We start from the raw sequence: 16756 nt of genomic DNA, 5'->3' as shown, positions 1-16756 counted from the left end.
GGGCTATGGTCATGTAAAAATCCGTGCGTGGCTCCAAAAACGCGCCGCATTGCAGGAATATACTTTCTGGCTGCCGCTGTAAAAACAAACGGCATCCGGCAGAGCAGACGGCAAAGTGCGCCGCGGCCACACAGATCAACCAGAATATACTTGAAACCGCCGCACGTTAAAGTGCCGTCCGTCCAAAATGCGATTCCTGGCAGCATTCATACCGCATATGACACGGCACGCCTATGTGCAGCATCAGGCATGAAGACTTCATAAGCCTACTGCTGCGCCAGATCGCTTACCTTGGCCAGCAGGCGCAAGAGCTGCTGCGCCTCTTCTTCTCCCAATCCGTCCAGTATACGCTGCTGCGCCTCGGCCCTGTGGGGCTCCGCAGCATCAAGGCAGGCTTTACCGTACGCGGACAGACGCACCATTTTCTTGCGCGTGTCGTTGGGGTTCGGCCCGGTCTCAACCAGGCCAGCCTTTTCAAGCTTTTCCACATTCCGGGTGACTGTGGTCTGGTCCATGCTCAATGCCCGCCCGATATCGGTAATAAAGGGTTCGGGCATGGCGGCAATGGCTCTGAGCAGTCCGTACTGTGTGCTCCGCATGCCGCTTTTCGCAAGATAACGGCCATACATCTGCGAAAGCTGGCGGTCTGTCTTGCGAATTTGCAGGAGGATGCAGGGAAAAGGCATTAGTTCTCCAGAATACTTTCCATGTATATACATACGTTACAGGATCAGCCGAAAAAGTCAACGTGGCGAATCTGATCCTCAATTATAAGACCTGCGAATATTTTCTTTCACAGCTACCCGAATACTTGACTAACCGGATTTTTGAAAATAGATTTCAAATCCGAAACAACCCCCACCTTGCTTCTCCGCCCAGCGATTTCCACAAATCGGATATCCAGAGGAAATACGGGAGCGCCATAATGCCGGAATCCTACACCGCTGATGCCGCGCTGTTTTCATCTGACAGCGCACGAGCCAATATTGGCGGCCTTACCTACTCCCTGCGATTTGCCATTGCCGGCAACCCCAACTGCGGCAAAACCACAGTTTTCAACGCCCTTACCGGGGCACACCAGCATGTGGGCAACTACAGTGGTGTTACTGTTGAAAAAAAGGAAGGCTTCATTCGCCATCAGGGGCAGGAGATTGTACTGGTAGACCTGCCGGGCACCTACTCCCTCTCCGCCTATTCGCAGGAAGAAGTGGTGGCCCGCAATGTACTTTTGAGCGGCACGGTGCAGGCCGTCATCAACGTGGTGGACGCGGGCATTCTTGAGCGCGGCCTGCTGCTTACGGCCCAGTTGCGTGAAATGGGGCTGCCCGTGGTGCTGTCCTGCAACATGATGGACGAAGCCAGAACCGCAGGCATTGATATTGATTTTGAAAGACTTTCTGCCCTTATGGGCGTACGCGCCCTGCCCACGGTAGGCACAAACGGCAAGGGATTGCGCGAAGCTCTTGACGCCGCCCGCCAGTGCGCCCAGATCGACGCCAGCCCTGCTGCGCAGCACGGCATGAACCCGGCGCATGCTGCCCATCAGGCCTTGCATATCAGCTACGGCCCTTTACTTGATCCGGCGTTGTCCCAAATGGAAGAACTCATTGCGGGCAGCAACAGCATGGGCACATCGCCCTACGCCCACTGCGCACCGCGCTGGCTTGCCCTGAACCTTGTTCAGGACGACCCGGAATCCCTTCAGGCCGTACGCGCCGCAGACCCTCTGCTGGCTGACTGGCTTGAAGCCATTTGCCGTGATCTGCACCAGACCCTGCACACGCAGAATCTGGATGCCGAAGGTCTTGTGGCGGACGGGCACAGCGCCTTTGTGCGTCAGGTAGCTTCGGCCTGCATCAGCAAAACCGGCAACCGTCAGCGGCTGGGCATGACAGACAAGCTGGACAGATTTCTGGCCCATGCCTTCTGGGGTGCTTTGATTATGCTGGGCGTGCTCTACGCTATGTTTCAGATCACCATTGTGGCGGGTTCCTATCCGCAGGCATGGCTGGAATCCGGCTTTTCACTGTTAAGCGAGCTGGTCAGTTCTGCCCTGCCCGAGGGGCTGCTGGCGTCTCTTATTGTGGACGGTCTTATTGCGGGTGTTGGCGGAGTGCTCAGTTTCGTGCCTCTGGTGCTCATCATGTTCGCTCTTATCGCCTTTGTGGAAGACAGCGGCTATATGGCGCGCATGGCCTATATTGCAGACAGGGTCTTTCAGATGTTCGGCCTGCACGGCGCCTCGGTAATGCCCTACATCATTTCCGGCGGTATTGCCGGAGGATGTGCCATCCCCGGCGTTATGGCCACACGCACCATGCGCAGCCCCAAGGAAAAGCTGGCCACCATGCTTACCCTGCCCTACATGGCCTGCGGCGCCAAACTGCCCGTCTATCTTTTGCTGGTGAGCACGTTCTTTCCTGAAAATGCCGCCAACATGATGTTCGCCATCATTCTTCTTTCGTGGACTTTCGCCTTTCTTGTGGCCCTTTTTTTGCGCAAAACCGTGCTGCGCGGGGATGCCACGCCTCTTGTTATGGAAATGCCCCCGTACCGCTTGCCCACACTGCGCGGCATATGCATCCATTGCTGGGAGCGCACCTGGATGTACCTGAAAAAAGCGGGCACTGTGCTTGTTCCTCTGGCCATGCTCATCTGGGCGGGCATGACCTTTCCCGCCCTGGACCCGCAACTGGCCCTGCCCTTTGAAAACAACATAGCCCGCCTGTCTGCGGCGCTCGAAGTGCCGGAACTTGCCGAAGAAGAGCACGCCGACCTTGAAGACAAGCTGACAAAGGCCGAAGAAGCCCTCAGCGCCGAAAGGTTACGCAACTCCTTTGCCGGACGGCTGGGCACCGGGCTTGAAGACGTAACGCGCCACGCGGGTTTCAGCTGGCGCACCGACGTGGCCCTCATCGGCGGCATTGCCGCCAAGGAAGCCATTATCTCAACACTCGGCACGGCCTACGCCTTGGGCCAGCAAGACCCGGAGGACGCCGTTTCTCTTGCAGAGCTGTTGCGCAAAGACCCCAGCTGGAATCAGGGTTCGGCCCTGGCCCTGCTGATCTTTGTCATGCTGTACGCGCCCTGCTTTGTGACCCTGGTGGTCATACGGCAGGAATCCGGCAGCTGGAAATGGGTTTTCTTCAGCATTATTTTCAACACCCTGCTGGCCTTTGCTATGGCCGTGGGCATTTACCAGACCTATTGCGTCTGGATGGGAATCTGACATGGCCCCAGACGGAAAAAAAGATGCCAGCATGGGCATCAACGCCTTTTTGAGCACCGGCATCGTTGTGCTGGCCCTCATATTTTCGGCCAGCTTTTTCTATTATATGAATATGGCCCGCGACATCAGCGTGGCCAGCACCAGAATTTATGGCGCATACCTGCCCCTTACCGAAGCCCTCGACAAGGCGGACGAGCAGAAAGAACATCTCTGGCGGCTGCTGGGCGAAACCGTACTCGCGGCCTCAGGGGCGCAGAGCAACCAGGACATCCAGGCATCCCTTGCCCGGTTGCACCAGACCCCGCCGGGCACAATGGCGCAGCGTCAACGCTGGGAAGATGCCGTATCCGCCCTTGAGCGCATTGCCGTCTTGCTGGCGCAGGCGCATGATCTGGAGATGGAAATACCCGCTCCGGTTCCAGGAGCCAAAAACACGCCACAGCACGGCGGCCAATCCGTTGCTGAAAGAACGGCGCATGTTGCAGGGCGTCTTGCCTCTGTAAGGCAGGCCCTGAACTCGGCCCTGGCTGACTTTACCACGGCCCTTGCCGGATTTGGCACGCGCAACCCCCTGGCGGATGAAATGCACGGGCAGTTGCGCCGTACCGCCACTCTGGCGCATGATTTTGAAAACAAACTGCTGCTGGGCTTTCTTTTTCTTGGTGCGGGTATGATGACGCTTTACGGAATTTTGCGTCTGCAAGTGGCCCGCCCGCTGCGCGGCATTATGGCCTATCTGGATCAGTTGGGCACTGGCGTGAAAAAACTGCTCCTGCCCAGCAGCCGCATTGTGGAAATACGCAATATCGCGTCTGCTCTGGATAACCTGAGCACCTACCTGAGCAAGGCCACCCTTCAGTCTAAAATACTGGTTTCAGAACACGACCGCTTCCAGAAAATGTCTCTTGTGGACGGACTCACCGGAGTTCGCAACCGCCGTTCGTTTGACGAAAGCCTGCGCGGTCTCTGGCGTTCCGCCAAGGAAAGCCAGACACCTCTGGCCCTCATCATGCTGGATGTGGACAAATTCAAAATCTACAATGACAGTTATGGACATCAGGCTGGCGATGAATGCCTCAAACGTGTGGCGGCAGCCATGACGCGGGCAGCCCGTTCCACCGATATATGCGCCCGCTATGGCGGAGAAGAATTCGCCCTGCTTCTGCCGGGAGCCGATGCGCATACCGCCCGCGCAGTGGCCCACCGTGTACACCACGAAATCGAGCGTGAGCAGTTGCCCCACCCGTCCTCTCCTGTGAACGGTTTTGTCACTGTAAGCCTTGGCGTGGCCAGCCTCATGCCCGGCAAGGATATGGGCAACGACGGCAAGCTGTTGGTGCGCAATGCCGATGCCGCCCTGTACGACGCCAAATCCGCAGGGCGCAACCGTACGCATGTTTATGGGGAAGAAATGGTCTGCACCCCGGCAGCTGTGCCCGCCTGATTTTTCCGAGGACGGGCCTGCATAACCCATTTGCATTGATGGACGCTGTATTTCTTGCAGCCCGGCGCTCTCTATGGCGTGTATGCAGGCCGGTATGGTTTTCCGTAACGGCTTTTTCTCCACACCTCAGCGATGTTTCAAGTTGCGCCCGGCAAGGGCCGCCGCCTGCAAAGCCGTAATCCCGGCATGCGACTGTTGCCGCATGCCGGGATCACATAGTCTTTGCGGGACTAAACGCCGCAACAAACGTATCTTGAACGTTAAGAATGTCCATCCTCAACGTTACTTTGCTCTAGACCGCACCGTCTCTTTTCATGTTTTCAATAAGATCGCGCAGCACCTGCGACTGACGCGCAAGTTCGGCCACGGATGCCGTTGAAAGCCGCATGGCTTCGGAGGTTTCAGCGGAAATGCGGTTAACGTCCTCCACCGAACGGTTGATCTCTTCGCTGGTGGCAGACTGTTGTTCCGCCGCCGTGGCGATGGAACGCACCTGATTTGACGTTTCTTCCACCAGAGCCACAATTTCCTGCAACGCTTCCCCGGAGGCCCCGGCCAAAGCCGTGGCAGCGTCGATCTTGCTGACGACCTGCTCCACATGCCCCACATTTTTGCGGGTTCCGTTTTGTATCTCTGTGATGGCCTCGCCCACTTCGCGGGTGGCACTCATAGTTTTTTCGGCCAGCTTGCGCACTTCGTCAGCTACAACAGCGAAACCGCGCCCGGCTTCACCCGCGCGTGCAGCCTCAATAGCCGCGTTAAGAGCCAGCAGGTTGGTCTGGTCTGCAATATCCGAAATAACGCCAAGTATCTGGCCCGTGCTTTCGGCCTGCTTGCCCAGGGCGGTCATATCCGCCTTGAGTTCCGTGGCCTGTCCCTGAGCCTGCCCAATACCGCTGACAGCCTGAGAAACCACATTTGCACCCTCTGTGGCGCGGTTTCTGGCATGGTCTGCGGAAGAAGCGGCCTCGGCGGCATTGCGGGCAACCTCGGTCACGGTGGAGTTCATTTCCTCCATCGCAGTGGCGGTTTCGCTGGCGCGAACACTTTGCTGCTCCGCGCCTCTGCTGGACTGGTCGACCTGTACCGAAAGCGCTTCAGAAGCGTCGGTTATGGCCCTCACCACTCCCTCAAGACGCGAGGCGGCGTGCAGCATGCCTTCGGCCTTGGCCTTTTCGGCAGCAGCGCGGGCTTCCTCCGCCTCAGCCGTAGCCAAGGCTGCGCGGTCGGACTCCTGCTTGGCGAGACGGGTTTTTTCGTCAGCCTGGGCTATCATGTCCTTGAGGCTTGCCACCATTGTACGCAGATTTTCCGCCAGTTTGCCGATTTCATTGCGTGACCGCAAAACCAGCACATGGTCCAGCCTGCCTTCGGCCACCTGCCCGGCATAGCCTTGTAACAAGCGCAATGGCCGCACGGCAATTCTGTCCAGAGCAATCAGGGTTATGATAATGAGCGCCGCCACGGCGATACCGCCGATAAGCAGCATGATGTTGCGCTGTTCCATAGCCGGAGCTTCAATTTCAGCCACGGTCATAGTTACGCCCACCACCCAGTTCCAGTGGGGCACATCGGCCCAGGCCAGCATGCTTTCATGACCATTGCTGCCTTTGTAGGTGACGCCCTCGCCAGAAGAATTTTTGAGCATGTCGGCAATGCCGGGTTCAGCAGCAAAATTCTTGAGAATAAGCTCGCTGTTGGGGTGGCCGATCATGACGCCCTCTGGCGAAACGATAAAGGGATGCCCCGTGCTGCCCAGCTTGATGCCCTGGATATAGTTCTTCATAAGGCCGTCAATGTCGTAGGACATGCCCACGCCGCCGATGACCTTTCCACTGTCGTCACGCACTGGCGCTGTTACGCTGACAATGAGCTTGCCTGTGGCGTAGCTCTTGATGGGTGAAGAGCTGAAGCCCTCCTTCCCGGCCAGTGCAGCCTGCACGTATTCACGGTTGGCAAGATCGTTGTGCTTGCCTTCCTTGCCCTGCGCACGCGTGATTACCTGCTTGCCCTGACGGTCAAACAGATAGAGCGTATTCACGTCCGACGATGCCTGAGACATGACGGAAAGAAAGGTGGCAGCCCCTTCCTCGCCCATGCCGGTAAGCAAAAATTCTTTCAGTCTTGGGGCGTTTGCCACACCGCGAACCAGCATCACCTGCTGCTGGCCGAAGTCTGACAACGACTTTGAAATGGTTTGGGCCATGAGTTGCATTTCGTGCGTGCGGGCTTCAAGGCTGGAATCATAGCTGAGCTTGACCACAACCCCGATAAGTGCCGACTGAATGGCGATAACAACCCCACCCACAAGCAACAGCATTGCTGTCCTGATACTTGAAAACATCCTTTCCTCTCTTTGCAGAAGTTGGCAGCGTTTCTGCCCCGGCATTGCCTGCCAAAGGGAGTAACCTGCGTACGTACCGGTTTATGACTGAGTTTCCGGGTCTGCCGAACCGGAGCACAGGCAAAAAGAGATGCGGCGGCGCAACTACTGTTACTCCACCGCATTTTATCGGACAAGCGTTAATATGCTTATTTTTTTTGCAGATTGAGCCTCTTCACTACGGCATCCGCCCCCATACTGGCAAATTCCGCCACTTCGCGGCCATCGCGGGCGCTCTGGGGCAAAAGAAGTTCCGGCATATTGGCAAGGCTTTTGTCGGGCGTAACGCCGTATTCCGCAGGGAAGGCGTCGCTGAAATACATATCCTGAAACCCTGCGAATTTAAGGGCGTGGGCCGTGGCGTCCAGCACAGCATGCTCGTGGTCGCCCACAAGGCCGAGCGCGCGGGCATTGCGCAGGCCAGCCAAACATTCGCCGCCCTGGGTGCAGGCGATATGGCCGTGGCGGTTGCCAACGATCATAGCGTCCATAATCTGCTGCTCGGTCACGCGCACCACCTGGAAGGCACGCTCGCCGCCAGCTTCAATAAAGCGCTCGGCCAGCATACGCACACGGGGGAAGGACACGGGGTTGCCTATCATGGCCGCCTGGGCCACGCTGGGCTGCACGGTTACGGGCTGCCAGTGGCGTGAGCCCTTGGGCGCGTCATAGTAGCGCCACACGGGGTCGGCATGTTCAGACTGCACGCCAAAAATGCGCGGCAGACTGGTGATGATGCCCAGATCAAGCATTTTCAGCAGACCGCACATGATGGCCGTAATGTTGCCCGCGTTGCCGATGGGCACAAAGAGGCACTGATCGGTCATGTCCCAACCATACCACTGCGCCACTTCATAGGCATAGGATTCCTGCCCGAGAATGCGCCAGCTGTTCTTGGAGTTGAGCAGGGCCACGCGATAATTTTCAGCCAGCAGTTCCACAACCTTCATGCAGTCGTCAAACACGCCCGGCAGTTCCAGCACCGTAGCGCCGCTGCCAAGGGGCTGCGCGAGCTGCTGCGGCGTCACCTTGCCGTGGGGCAGCAGCACCACGGATTTGAGGGGCGCGCCCACATAGGAAGCGTACAGGGCGGCAGCAGCAGACGTGTCGCCCGTTGAGGCGCAAACAGTAAGAACTTCGTCCCACTTGTTGCGGCGGCAAAGCCACTTCAAATAGCTGAACGCGCAGGCCATGCCCCTGTCCTTGAAGGAGGCGCTGGGGTTCTGACCGTCGTTCTTATAGGCAAAGGACACGCCCACCTGATCGCGCAGGGCCGGGGCCGCCTCCACAATAGGCGTGATGCCGTCGCCCAGATAGACGATATCGTCTTCGTCCAAAAGCGGAGCCAGCAGTTCGTAATAGCGAAAAATGCCTTTGAGGGCCGTCACGCGGGTGGCGCTGCGGTCATCAAAAATCTGCCGCCACTCCTGACCGCTACGCTCCTTGAGCTTGGCGAAATCAAGGTTTTCCAGCAGAAAAACACCGCCGCACTGGGGGCAGGTGTACAGCAGGTCGTCGCCGGGGTAGCGCGCGCCACAATCAAGGCAGACATACTCCATGCGGCCGCGATAGGCCGGAAAATCCGCGTGGGACATAAGACGAACTCCTTCTTGGCAAGCCAGGGGGAAGAAAGAATCACCGTAAAAAACCTTTCTTCCCCCACCCCGGCCTGCAAATTGATGCTGGCCGGGCCGCTTCGAAGGCTTTTTACCCGCCCGACGCAAAGGGCGTCAGGCAATCCAAAATATGAACAACCCGGCCTGCTGGCGGCCAAGGCAGCTGGACAAAAAATTATTAGAGCATGTTAAAATCACTCTGCTCTAGAGGCAGCCTCTATTTTCCGTCCTGGCCTTCGCCTTGCGCCCCGCAGGCCGCTTCGCACTGGCTCTTGCTTTTCTGCCAGCTTTTTTCGGTTCCGGCGCGCAGGCGAACAATATTCTCCTTGTGCTTCCAGACCACCACGGCCCATACGCCAAGGCTCAACGGCAGCCAGGTCCACTGCCCGCTGACGGCCAGAGCCACGGGCAAGGCCGTAACCAGGGTCAGCGATCCCAACGACACAAAGCCGCTACGCCAGATAACCAGCAAGCACAGAATCGAGGCCGCAAGAAGCTGCCAGATGGCAAGGGGCAAAAAAACGCCGATGCTCGTGGCCACGGCCTTGCCGCCCTTGAACTTCATGAAGCAGGAAAAAACATGACCCAGCACGCAGGTCAGGGCCACAATGCTTATAAAAGCGGGAGAAGGATTGATCTTGAAGGCCAGCCATACGGGCACGGCCCCCTTGAGCACGTCGCACAAAAGCGTGGCGACGCCCCATTTAAAACCACACAGCCGGGCCACATTGGTGGCTCCGGTGTTACGGCTGCCGTTCTCTCGCGGGTCAATACCGCAAAAGGTCCGGGCGATAACCAATCCCCACGGCGCGGAGCCGAGTATATAGGCCAGGGCTATCCATAAAACTTCCAGCATGGTTTTCTCCGCAGAGTGCTGTTGAGGCCGTGGGCCTTTTGGTGTGCCGCGCGAGAGAACGACGGGCATCACCAGCCAAGACAATTTTTATGGGCCGGCGCGTTGGCTCCGGCATTCCTCGCAAACCGCATTACGTCGGCAGGCGGTAAAAACAGACTGCCTCAAAGGTTTTGACCATTGCCCTGCGCGGGCATGCAGAAGGCCTTGGCCTCTTGCGCCTACCCAGTGGTAGCGGCTTCGAGAATCATGATCTCGTTGTACAATGGATGCACCTTGCCGATGCGCACATCTACCTGCAAACCGGGGTGTGCCCTGTCGTCAAAGAGTTTTCGCCTGCCGCGCACAAACATGCCCTGATCGGGCAGACTTACGCTGACAAAGGCGTCATTTTCTTCTGTAATCACGCCGGGCCACCACACCTTGTCTCCCTGTTGGCGGAAGAACAGCAGTTTCCAGTAGCGCGGGCGGAAGCGCTGCACCTGCCCTGCCCCGTCCAGCGCGGGCGAAAGAGCCTGCAACAGGCGCAAAAGCATGTCTTCGCTCCAGCGGGGCTGGCCCGTACACAAGAAATGCACCACCTGCGCCTCGTTGACAAGGTCAGGATACCTGCGCAAAGGCGAAGTCATAGGCGTGTAACGGTCAAGACCCAAAGCCGCATGCGGCTTGGCCTGCACCTCAAGCCCCGAAGGCGTCAGCGCGCGCATGATGCGCGTCATGTCCTGCGGGGTACTCCATATACCCGCATACTCGCGGGGCAAAACAACGTCCTGTACCCGGTGCAGCATGGACATGCCGCGCTCCAAGGCCCAATGGGCCACAGCGGCACTGGCGAGAATCATCATCTCCGCCACAAGCATCTGCGCGTCGGGCGCGCTGTAGTCCGGCCCCACATGCACGCGCACCTCGCCCCCTTCGCCTTCCAACGAAATGGCGGGGTCGGGCCTGTCCATAACTACTGCGCCGTCTTCAATTCGTGCGCCCTGCCTTTTGCGGGCCAGATCAAGCCCGGAGCGCAGTTGCCCGGCATGAGCGGCCGCGGGATTTTCAGGCAAGGGAGCGTCAGAACTTTCAGCCTGCGCATTCAGCACTGCCTGACTATCACAGTAGGTCAGGTTGGCGGCCAGACGCACGCGGGCCAGGTATACCCGGCAAGGGCCGAAGCGGCCGCTGCTGTCTACCGGAACCTCCACGCACATGGCGGGACGGGATTCGTTGGCAATCAGGGAATAGGCCGCCGTGCCCAGAACTTCCGGCAGCATGTGGCAGTCGCCTTCAGGCAAATAAATGCTTGTGCCCCGGTGCAGCACAGCCTTGTCCAGGGGGCTGCCAAAGGGCCAGTACAGCGCAGGACAGGCCAGGGCCAGGGTAAGCAGGTAGCCGTCTTCCGTGGGCTGCACATGAAAGGCGTCGTCCACGTCGCGGGTGCTGGCACTGTCGATGCTTATGAAGGGCAACGGACTTTCTGGCAGCGGCCCAGGCTCAAAAAGCAGGGAAGGCGAAGCGGCGGGTGCTTCTGTAGCCACTGCAGAAATGTCTTCATCACACATGCAGCCCGCAGGCGCGGCAGACGCAAAAAGCGCAGCGTCGGGCATTTCGCAGCTCTGGGCGGCGCGAACCAGCGCGTCCACCTGTTCGCTGTGCGGCGTCCACCAAGTGTCGCCAGAAACGTAGCCTGCGCGGTCCAGCCAGAAATTGTAGTGCGGCGGCACCTTGCCCCAGGCTACCAGCAGTTGCAGGGGCAAATGCGGTACATCCGGCAGGCCCTTGCCAAGAGTGCGCCACAGGGCGTCATACTCCTGTCCTTCCGGGTCAACCATGCGGGAGCGCAGCACTTCTTCAAGGCTCTCAGCCACTTCATCTGACGGCCATTCTACGCTGACGCTCCCTTCCGACGGGGGTGGCGGCAGCTCGCGCTTGCGGCAGGCCACATCCCACAACATGCGCAAAAAGGCCGCGCCGCCCGCAATAAGGGCTTCGCGTTCAAGGCGGTTTTTTTCTTCCACCAGACGCTTTTCAACCATATCAGCGGGAAAAACCTGAAAATCCGGGGGCTGAAAGCGAAAATGACTCTTGCAGGCCAGCAGGGCGCGGCCATAGGCAGACACCTGATCCGTAGAGGGATCAGAGGTGAACAGTTCGGCAAACCACGTGGCCGGGGCCACGCTTACCTCGCCCTGAGCCAGCTCCCACACGTCCATAACGGGCACATCGGCGGCCAGGTCTTCACGGCTTTTCTTATGCTGCTCAAGCAGGCGCACCGCTTCTTCACGGCCAAGATCCGCCCCGTGCATGGGCCCAAGCCAGGGCAGCAGGCGCGATGCATTGAGCCGCGTTTCGCGGCGGTTAGGCAAAAGAAGGCGCAAGCGCCCCCCGACCTCTTCAGTAATAAGGGCAATCTGAACAGCGTTGCCCTCCATATATTCCACCACGCAGCCCGGCGCTGGGTAGCGCACACAATCCGACATGCCTGCTCCTTCAGAAGGCGCGCCAGACAAGCATTACCGCCATGCGCCTTCGACAGGGACAATCATTCATTTTTGTTTTTCTGGCAAGTGCCCGATTTCCGGCAGGGCCACATGGCAGCCACTTTAGAGCGCCTTGGCTTCTAAAAGGTTTAAAGGCTCTACGGCGGCACGAGAATGCGCCGCAACGCAACGCGGCATGGATTCTTTTGAAAATTGCATTTTCCGGCAGGATGACAAATTTAAAATGTAAAGCATTTCAAAGGTAATTTTATCTGAAGCGCGCCACGCCTGAAAAGCTGACAGGGATTTGCCCCGGCACTTTGCCGCGCGCCGGGCGCCAACGGGAGGCAACAGGCTTTGCGCCGTCAAACGGCCACCACAAGCGCCAAGGGTTTCAGACTGATGCGCCCTTACGCGCACTGGACGAGAAAACGCTAAGCCGCTATAAAAGCGTTCCACGGACAACTTTTTTCCGCGCGGTCAGCGCGAGTCGGCGGGAGCATATGAGCAATATCATCCACCAAAGCGGAGGCAGCCGTACCCTGGTTATGCAGGAGCCTGAAAAACCCCAGCTCTACCGCGAACTTTTTCCCTATACCAGCGTCTGCCGAACGTCCTTTGACGAAGTGCTGCTGGCCCCGCGCCCTGCGGAGCAAATGCGTATTACCGACACGACCTTTCGTGACGGCCAGCAGGCCCGCCCGCCCTATACCGTCAAGCAAGTGGCCAAGATGTTCGATTTTCTGCACCGGCTGGGCGGCAAAACCGGCCTGATCACTGCTTCGGAATTTTTTCTTTATTCCGCCAAGGACCGCAAGTGCATCGACGTGTGCCGCGCCCGTGGCTACCGCTTCCCCCGGGTAACCGCGTGGATCCGCGCCACCAAGGACGACCTCAAGCTGGCCCGCGATATGGAATTTGACGAAACCGGCATGCTCACCAGCGTGTCGGACTACCATATTTTTCTCAAACTTGGCAAAACCCGCCAGCAGGCTATGGACATGTATGTGGGCATGGCCGAGCAGGCTCTGGAGTGGGGCATCATTCCCCGCTGCCATTTTGAGGACATCACCAGGGCCGATATTTACGGTTTCTGCCTGCCCCTCGCCCAACGGTTGATGGAGCTTTCGCGCCAGAGCGGCATGCCTGTCAAAATTCGCCTGTGCGACACTATGGGCTACGGCGTGCCCTACCCCGGCGCGGCCCTGCCCCGCTCTGTGCAGCGCATCGTCCGCGCATTTACCGACGAAGCGGGCGTTCCCGGCCAGTGGCTTGAATGGCACGGACATAACGATTTCCATAAGGTGCTTGTTAACGGCGTTACCGCATGGCTGAACGGCTGCGGCGCGGTCAACAGCACGCTTTTCGGCTTTGGCGAACGCACGGGCAATACCCCGCTCGAAGCCCTGCTGGTGGAATACATATCCCTCACAGGCGACGATGCCGCCGCCGACACCACCGTTCTGAATGAAGTGGCCCAGTTCTTTGAAAAAGAACTGCACTACCGCATTCCCCACAACTATCCCTTTGTGGGCCGCGACTTCAACGCTACCAGCGCGGGTGTGCACGCAGACGGTCTGGCCAAAAACGAAGAGATCTACAATATCTTCGACACCAATCACCTGCTTGGCCGTCCGGTGCCCATCATCATCACCGACAAAACGGGCCGCGCAGGCGTGGCATACTGGATCAACACCAACCTCCATCTTGAAAAAGACCGGCAGGTTTCCAAAAAGCACCCGGCCGTGGGCAATATCTACGACGCCATTATGGCCGTCTACGAAGAAACCGGGCGCACCACACACTTCTCGCACGAAGAAATGGAAGCCCTTGTGCAAAAGTTCATGCCCGAGCTCTTTGCTTCTGAATTCGACCACATGAAACAGCTGGCTGGCGAACTTTCCGCCAACCTTATTGTGCGGCTTGTGCACAACAAGGACCTGCTGGATTTTGGCAAAAAAGCCTGCGGCAGACTGGACGAATTCGTACGCAAGTATCCCTTTATCCAGTACTGCTACCTCACGGACGCCCAGGGCCGCCTCAAGTGTTCGGCCATCACCGACCCCGTGTACAAAGAAACCTACGAAGCCCTGCCCATTGGCTACGACTTCTCGGACCGCCAGTGGTTCAAGATGCCCATGCAGAGCGGCGACCTGCATATTATGGACGTGTATCAGTCGCACTTCACGGGCAAGCTCATTATTACCGTGTCCTGCGCTGTTACGGATGAAAAAGACAATATCGTCGGCGTGATCGGCGTTGACATCCAGCTTGAGCAACTGCTCAAACGCGCGCGCTCTCTCCAGCACGAAACAGAAGACAGCGACGACAACGACTAGCAGTTTCAGGTGGGCCGGGCTCGGGATGGCCCGGCTCCGTTTTGGGGAAGCGCTGATTTATTCCGTTTGGCGGCGTTGCTTCACTTTTTTTGAAACAGTCTATGAAGGAAGAGTCCACTTCTGCTTCAAAAAAAGGCCGCGCCTTGCCAAACGAAATAGCTGCACGTTTCCAGGAGGCTCTTTAATCAGTGCGTCCTTAGAGACTGGTTACTTTTAAGATGCTTCGCTTTTCAAAGTTGTCATTCTGCCGGAAATGCAGTTTCCGGCAGAATCCACGCCGCGTTACGGCGCGCTGCGCTCTTGTGCAGCGTTAGGGCATGTAACCTTTTTTAAAGTTAACATGCTCTATATTCACCGACAGTTAAAAGGACAGGGAACATGCGCAAGACTGTGTACTGGATTGAAGGCGATGGCATCGGCCCGGAAATCTGGCAGGCCGCCCGCCCGGTGATTGAAGGGGCTATTAGCGCCGCTGGAGCCGACCTCACCCTGGACTGGGTGGAATTGCTGGCAGGCGACAAGGCCGTGAAAGAAACGGGGCACCCCCTGCCCGACGCCACCCTTGAAGCCCTGCGCCATGCCGAACTTGCCATGAAGGGCCCCCTGGGCACCCCTGTGGGCACGGGCATACGCAGCCTCAACGTGGCCCTGCGCCAGACCCTTGACCTTTACGCCTGCATCCGCCCCGTGTGCCACTTTGAAGGGCTGGAAACCCCGGTCAAGCATCCTGAACGGGTCAACATGGTCATCTTTCGCGAAAATACCGAAGACGTATACGCGGGAGTGGAATTTGCCGCCAACACCCCCGAGGCCCGCAAGCTCATCGCCTTTCTGCGCGACGAACTGGGCGTGACTAAGGTGGGTGACACCGCCGCCGTAGGCATCAAGCCCATGACCGAAGCCGGGTCCAAGCGCCTTGTGCGCCGCGCCCTGCGCTTTGCCCTGGACCAGAAGCAGGAAAGCCTCACCCTTGTGCACAAGGGCAATATCATGAAGTTCACCGAAGGCGCTTTTCGCCAGTGGGGCTACGATGTGGCCGCGCAGGAGTTCGGCGACCTCACCTGCACTGAAAAAGAGCCCGTGGCCGGACGCCTTGTGGTCAAAGACCGCATAGCCGACGCTATGTTTCAGGAAGCCCTGCTGCGTCCTGAACAATATCAGGTGCTGGCCACGCCCAACCTGAACGGCGATTACATCTCCGATGCGCTTGCCGCGCAGGTGGGCGGCCTTGGCCTGGCCCCCGGCGTCAACATGTCGGACACCCTGGCCTTCTATGAAGCCACCCACGGCACCGCCCCCACCATTGCAGGCAAGGACAAAGCCAACCCCGGCAGCGTCATCCTGTGCGGCGCGCTTATGCTGGAACATCTGGGCCAGCACGACGCGGCCAGCCGCATTCGCAAGGCTGTGGGCAAGGCCATCACGGGCAAGGCCGTCACCGAAGATCTGGCCGCCCAGGTTACTGGCTCCCGCGTGGTGGGCTGCAAGGAATTCGGTGATATCATCGGCTCGTATCTGTAAAAAAATTCTTTTCAGGAGAAGGGATACTCCGGTGCGGCCAATCCGCAACTGAAGAAGCCCTTCTCCTGAAGCCAAAGCAAAATGGGGCTTCTGCACGGCGATGCGCAGCGGCCCGAAAATACAGGGATACGCCCCATATTCTGAAGCCTGTCCCTTTTCCCCAAAAAGGTTATGTCATGATTTCACTGGAAACCCTGCTGATCTTCGTGCCGATGGCAGCCATACTGGTGATCCTGCCGGGGCCGGACTTTGCCCTTATTGCCAAAATCTCGCTGCTCAATGGCCGCCCGCAGGGGCAGGCGGCGGCGTGCGGCGTGGCCCTTGGCGTATGCGTGCACACCACTGCCGCCATGCTGGGCATATCTGCCATTATTGCCCAGTCCGTGCTATGGTTCAGCATTCTGAAATACGTGGGCGCGGCCTATCTTGTCTGGCTTGGCATTCAGGCTCTGCGCAACAATGGAGCAGTAAGCGCCGCTGTGGTAAAAACAGCGCCGAGTGACAGCGAAACCGCTCACGAAGCGGTTGAAAATTCCGTTGCGGAACCGCGCCTTTCGGTCCGCCAGTGGTGGTCTTTTTTCTGGCAGGGATTTTTGACCAATGCCCTGAACCCCAAGGCTGTCATCATTTTTTTGACATTTCTGCCGCAATTCACAAACCCGCACGCGCCGCTGGCTCCGCAGTTTCTGGAGCTTGGCGGCATCATGTCGGCCCTGTGCCTGTTCTGGTACGTCCCCCTGGCCTACATGCTTGGCCGTGTGCGTCATGTTTTTGAGAACAGCCGTTTTCAGCTCTGGCTGCAACGCTTTACAGGTTTCGTCTTCATTGCCTTCGGCCTCAAACTGGCCGCGGCGCAGTCCCGCTAACCAGCGTCGCGCCAGCGACTCCCAAACCCAGCAGGAA

11 protein-coding genes are annotated in these 16756 nt (G+C 58.3%); 5 read left to right on the top strand and 6 right to left on the bottom strand.

The window, feature by feature from the left end:
* Positions 1-266 precede the first annotated feature (266 nt).
* Positions 267-686 carry a MarR family winged helix-turn-helix transcriptional regulator gene (locus tag HNQ38_RS10725; RefSeq protein ID WP_183720511.1) on the bottom strand — a complete coding sequence of 140 codons (420 nt, stop codon included), beginning with the start codon at positions 684-686 and terminating at the stop codon, positions 267-269.
* A gap of 239 nt (positions 687-925) precedes the next feature.
* Between HNQ38_RS10725 and feoB the strand changes: the two genes are divergently transcribed.
* Both feoB and HNQ38_RS10715 read left to right on the top strand, forming a co-directional pair.
* Positions 926-3229 carry a ferrous iron transport protein B gene (gene feoB, locus HNQ38_RS10720; RefSeq protein ID WP_183720508.1) on the top strand — a complete coding sequence of 768 codons (2304 nt, stop codon included), beginning with the start codon at positions 926-928 and terminating at the stop codon, positions 3227-3229.
* A gap of 1 nt (position 3230) precedes the next feature.
* Positions 3231-4673, top strand: a complete 1443-nt coding sequence (locus HNQ38_RS10715) for a GGDEF domain-containing protein (RefSeq protein WP_183720505.1) — start codon at positions 3231-3233, stop codon at positions 4671-4673.
* A 292-nt stretch (positions 4674-4965) separates the two neighbouring features.
* On the opposite strand, the gene HNQ38_RS10710 is transcribed toward HNQ38_RS10715, so the two are convergent.
* The 5 genes from HNQ38_RS10710 to HNQ38_RS10690 form a co-directional block, all read right to left on the bottom strand.
* Positions 4966-6993, bottom strand: a complete 2028-nt coding sequence (locus HNQ38_RS10710; RefSeq protein WP_246388109.1) for a methyl-accepting chemotaxis protein — start codon at positions 6991-6993, stop codon at positions 4966-4968.
* A 212-nt stretch (positions 6994-7205) separates the two neighbouring features.
* Positions 7206-8651, bottom strand: a complete 1446-nt coding sequence (gene thrC, locus HNQ38_RS10705; RefSeq protein WP_183720498.1) for a threonine synthase — start codon at positions 8649-8651, stop codon at positions 7206-7208.
* Positions 8652-8889: 238 nt separating this feature from the next.
* Complete coding sequence (plsY, locus tag HNQ38_RS10700) at positions 8890-9528, bottom strand: glycerol-3-phosphate 1-O-acyltransferase PlsY (protein ID WP_183720495.1); 639 nt, start codon at positions 9526-9528, stop codon at positions 8890-8892.
* A 218-nt stretch (positions 9529-9746) separates the two neighbouring features.
* Positions 9747-11993, bottom strand: coding sequence for a ribonuclease catalytic domain-containing protein (locus HNQ38_RS10695; RefSeq protein WP_183720492.1), 2247 nt, complete (start codon positions 11991-11993; stop codon positions 9747-9749).
* Positions 11994-12116: 123 nt separating this feature from the next.
* Complete coding sequence (locus tag HNQ38_RS10690) at positions 12117-12362, bottom strand: hypothetical protein (protein ID WP_183720490.1); 246 nt, start codon at positions 12360-12362, stop codon at positions 12117-12119.
* 134 nt (positions 12363-12496) lie between these two features.
* Here HNQ38_RS10690 and HNQ38_RS10685 point away from each other — a divergent pair, with 134 nt between their 5' ends.
* From HNQ38_RS10685 to HNQ38_RS10675, 3 genes are all read left to right on the top strand, one after another.
* Positions 12497-14332, top strand: a complete 1836-nt coding sequence (locus HNQ38_RS10685; protein WP_183720487.1) for a triose-phosphate isomerase — start codon at positions 12497-12499, stop codon at positions 14330-14332.
* A gap of 378 nt (positions 14333-14710) precedes the next feature.
* Entirely contained in the window at positions 14711-15853 is a 1143-nt protein-coding gene (gene icd / locus HNQ38_RS10680) for an NADP-dependent isocitrate dehydrogenase (protein WP_183720484.1), read from the top strand.
* A 176-nt stretch (positions 15854-16029) separates the two neighbouring features.
* Positions 16030-16719: a LysE family translocator gene (locus tag HNQ38_RS10675; RefSeq protein ID WP_183720481.1), complete on the top strand. Its 690-nt coding sequence runs from the start codon at positions 16030-16032 to the stop codon at positions 16717-16719.
* The last annotated feature ends 37 nt before the right edge of the window (positions 16720-16756 follow it).

It is taken from the genome of Desulfovibrio intestinalis (genome assembly GCF_014202345.1).
Taxonomy (GTDB): domain Bacteria; phylum Desulfobacterota; class Desulfovibrionia; order Desulfovibrionales; family Desulfovibrionaceae; genus Desulfovibrio; species Desulfovibrio intestinalis.
This window is presented reverse-complemented; position numbering and strand designations above follow the sequence as displayed.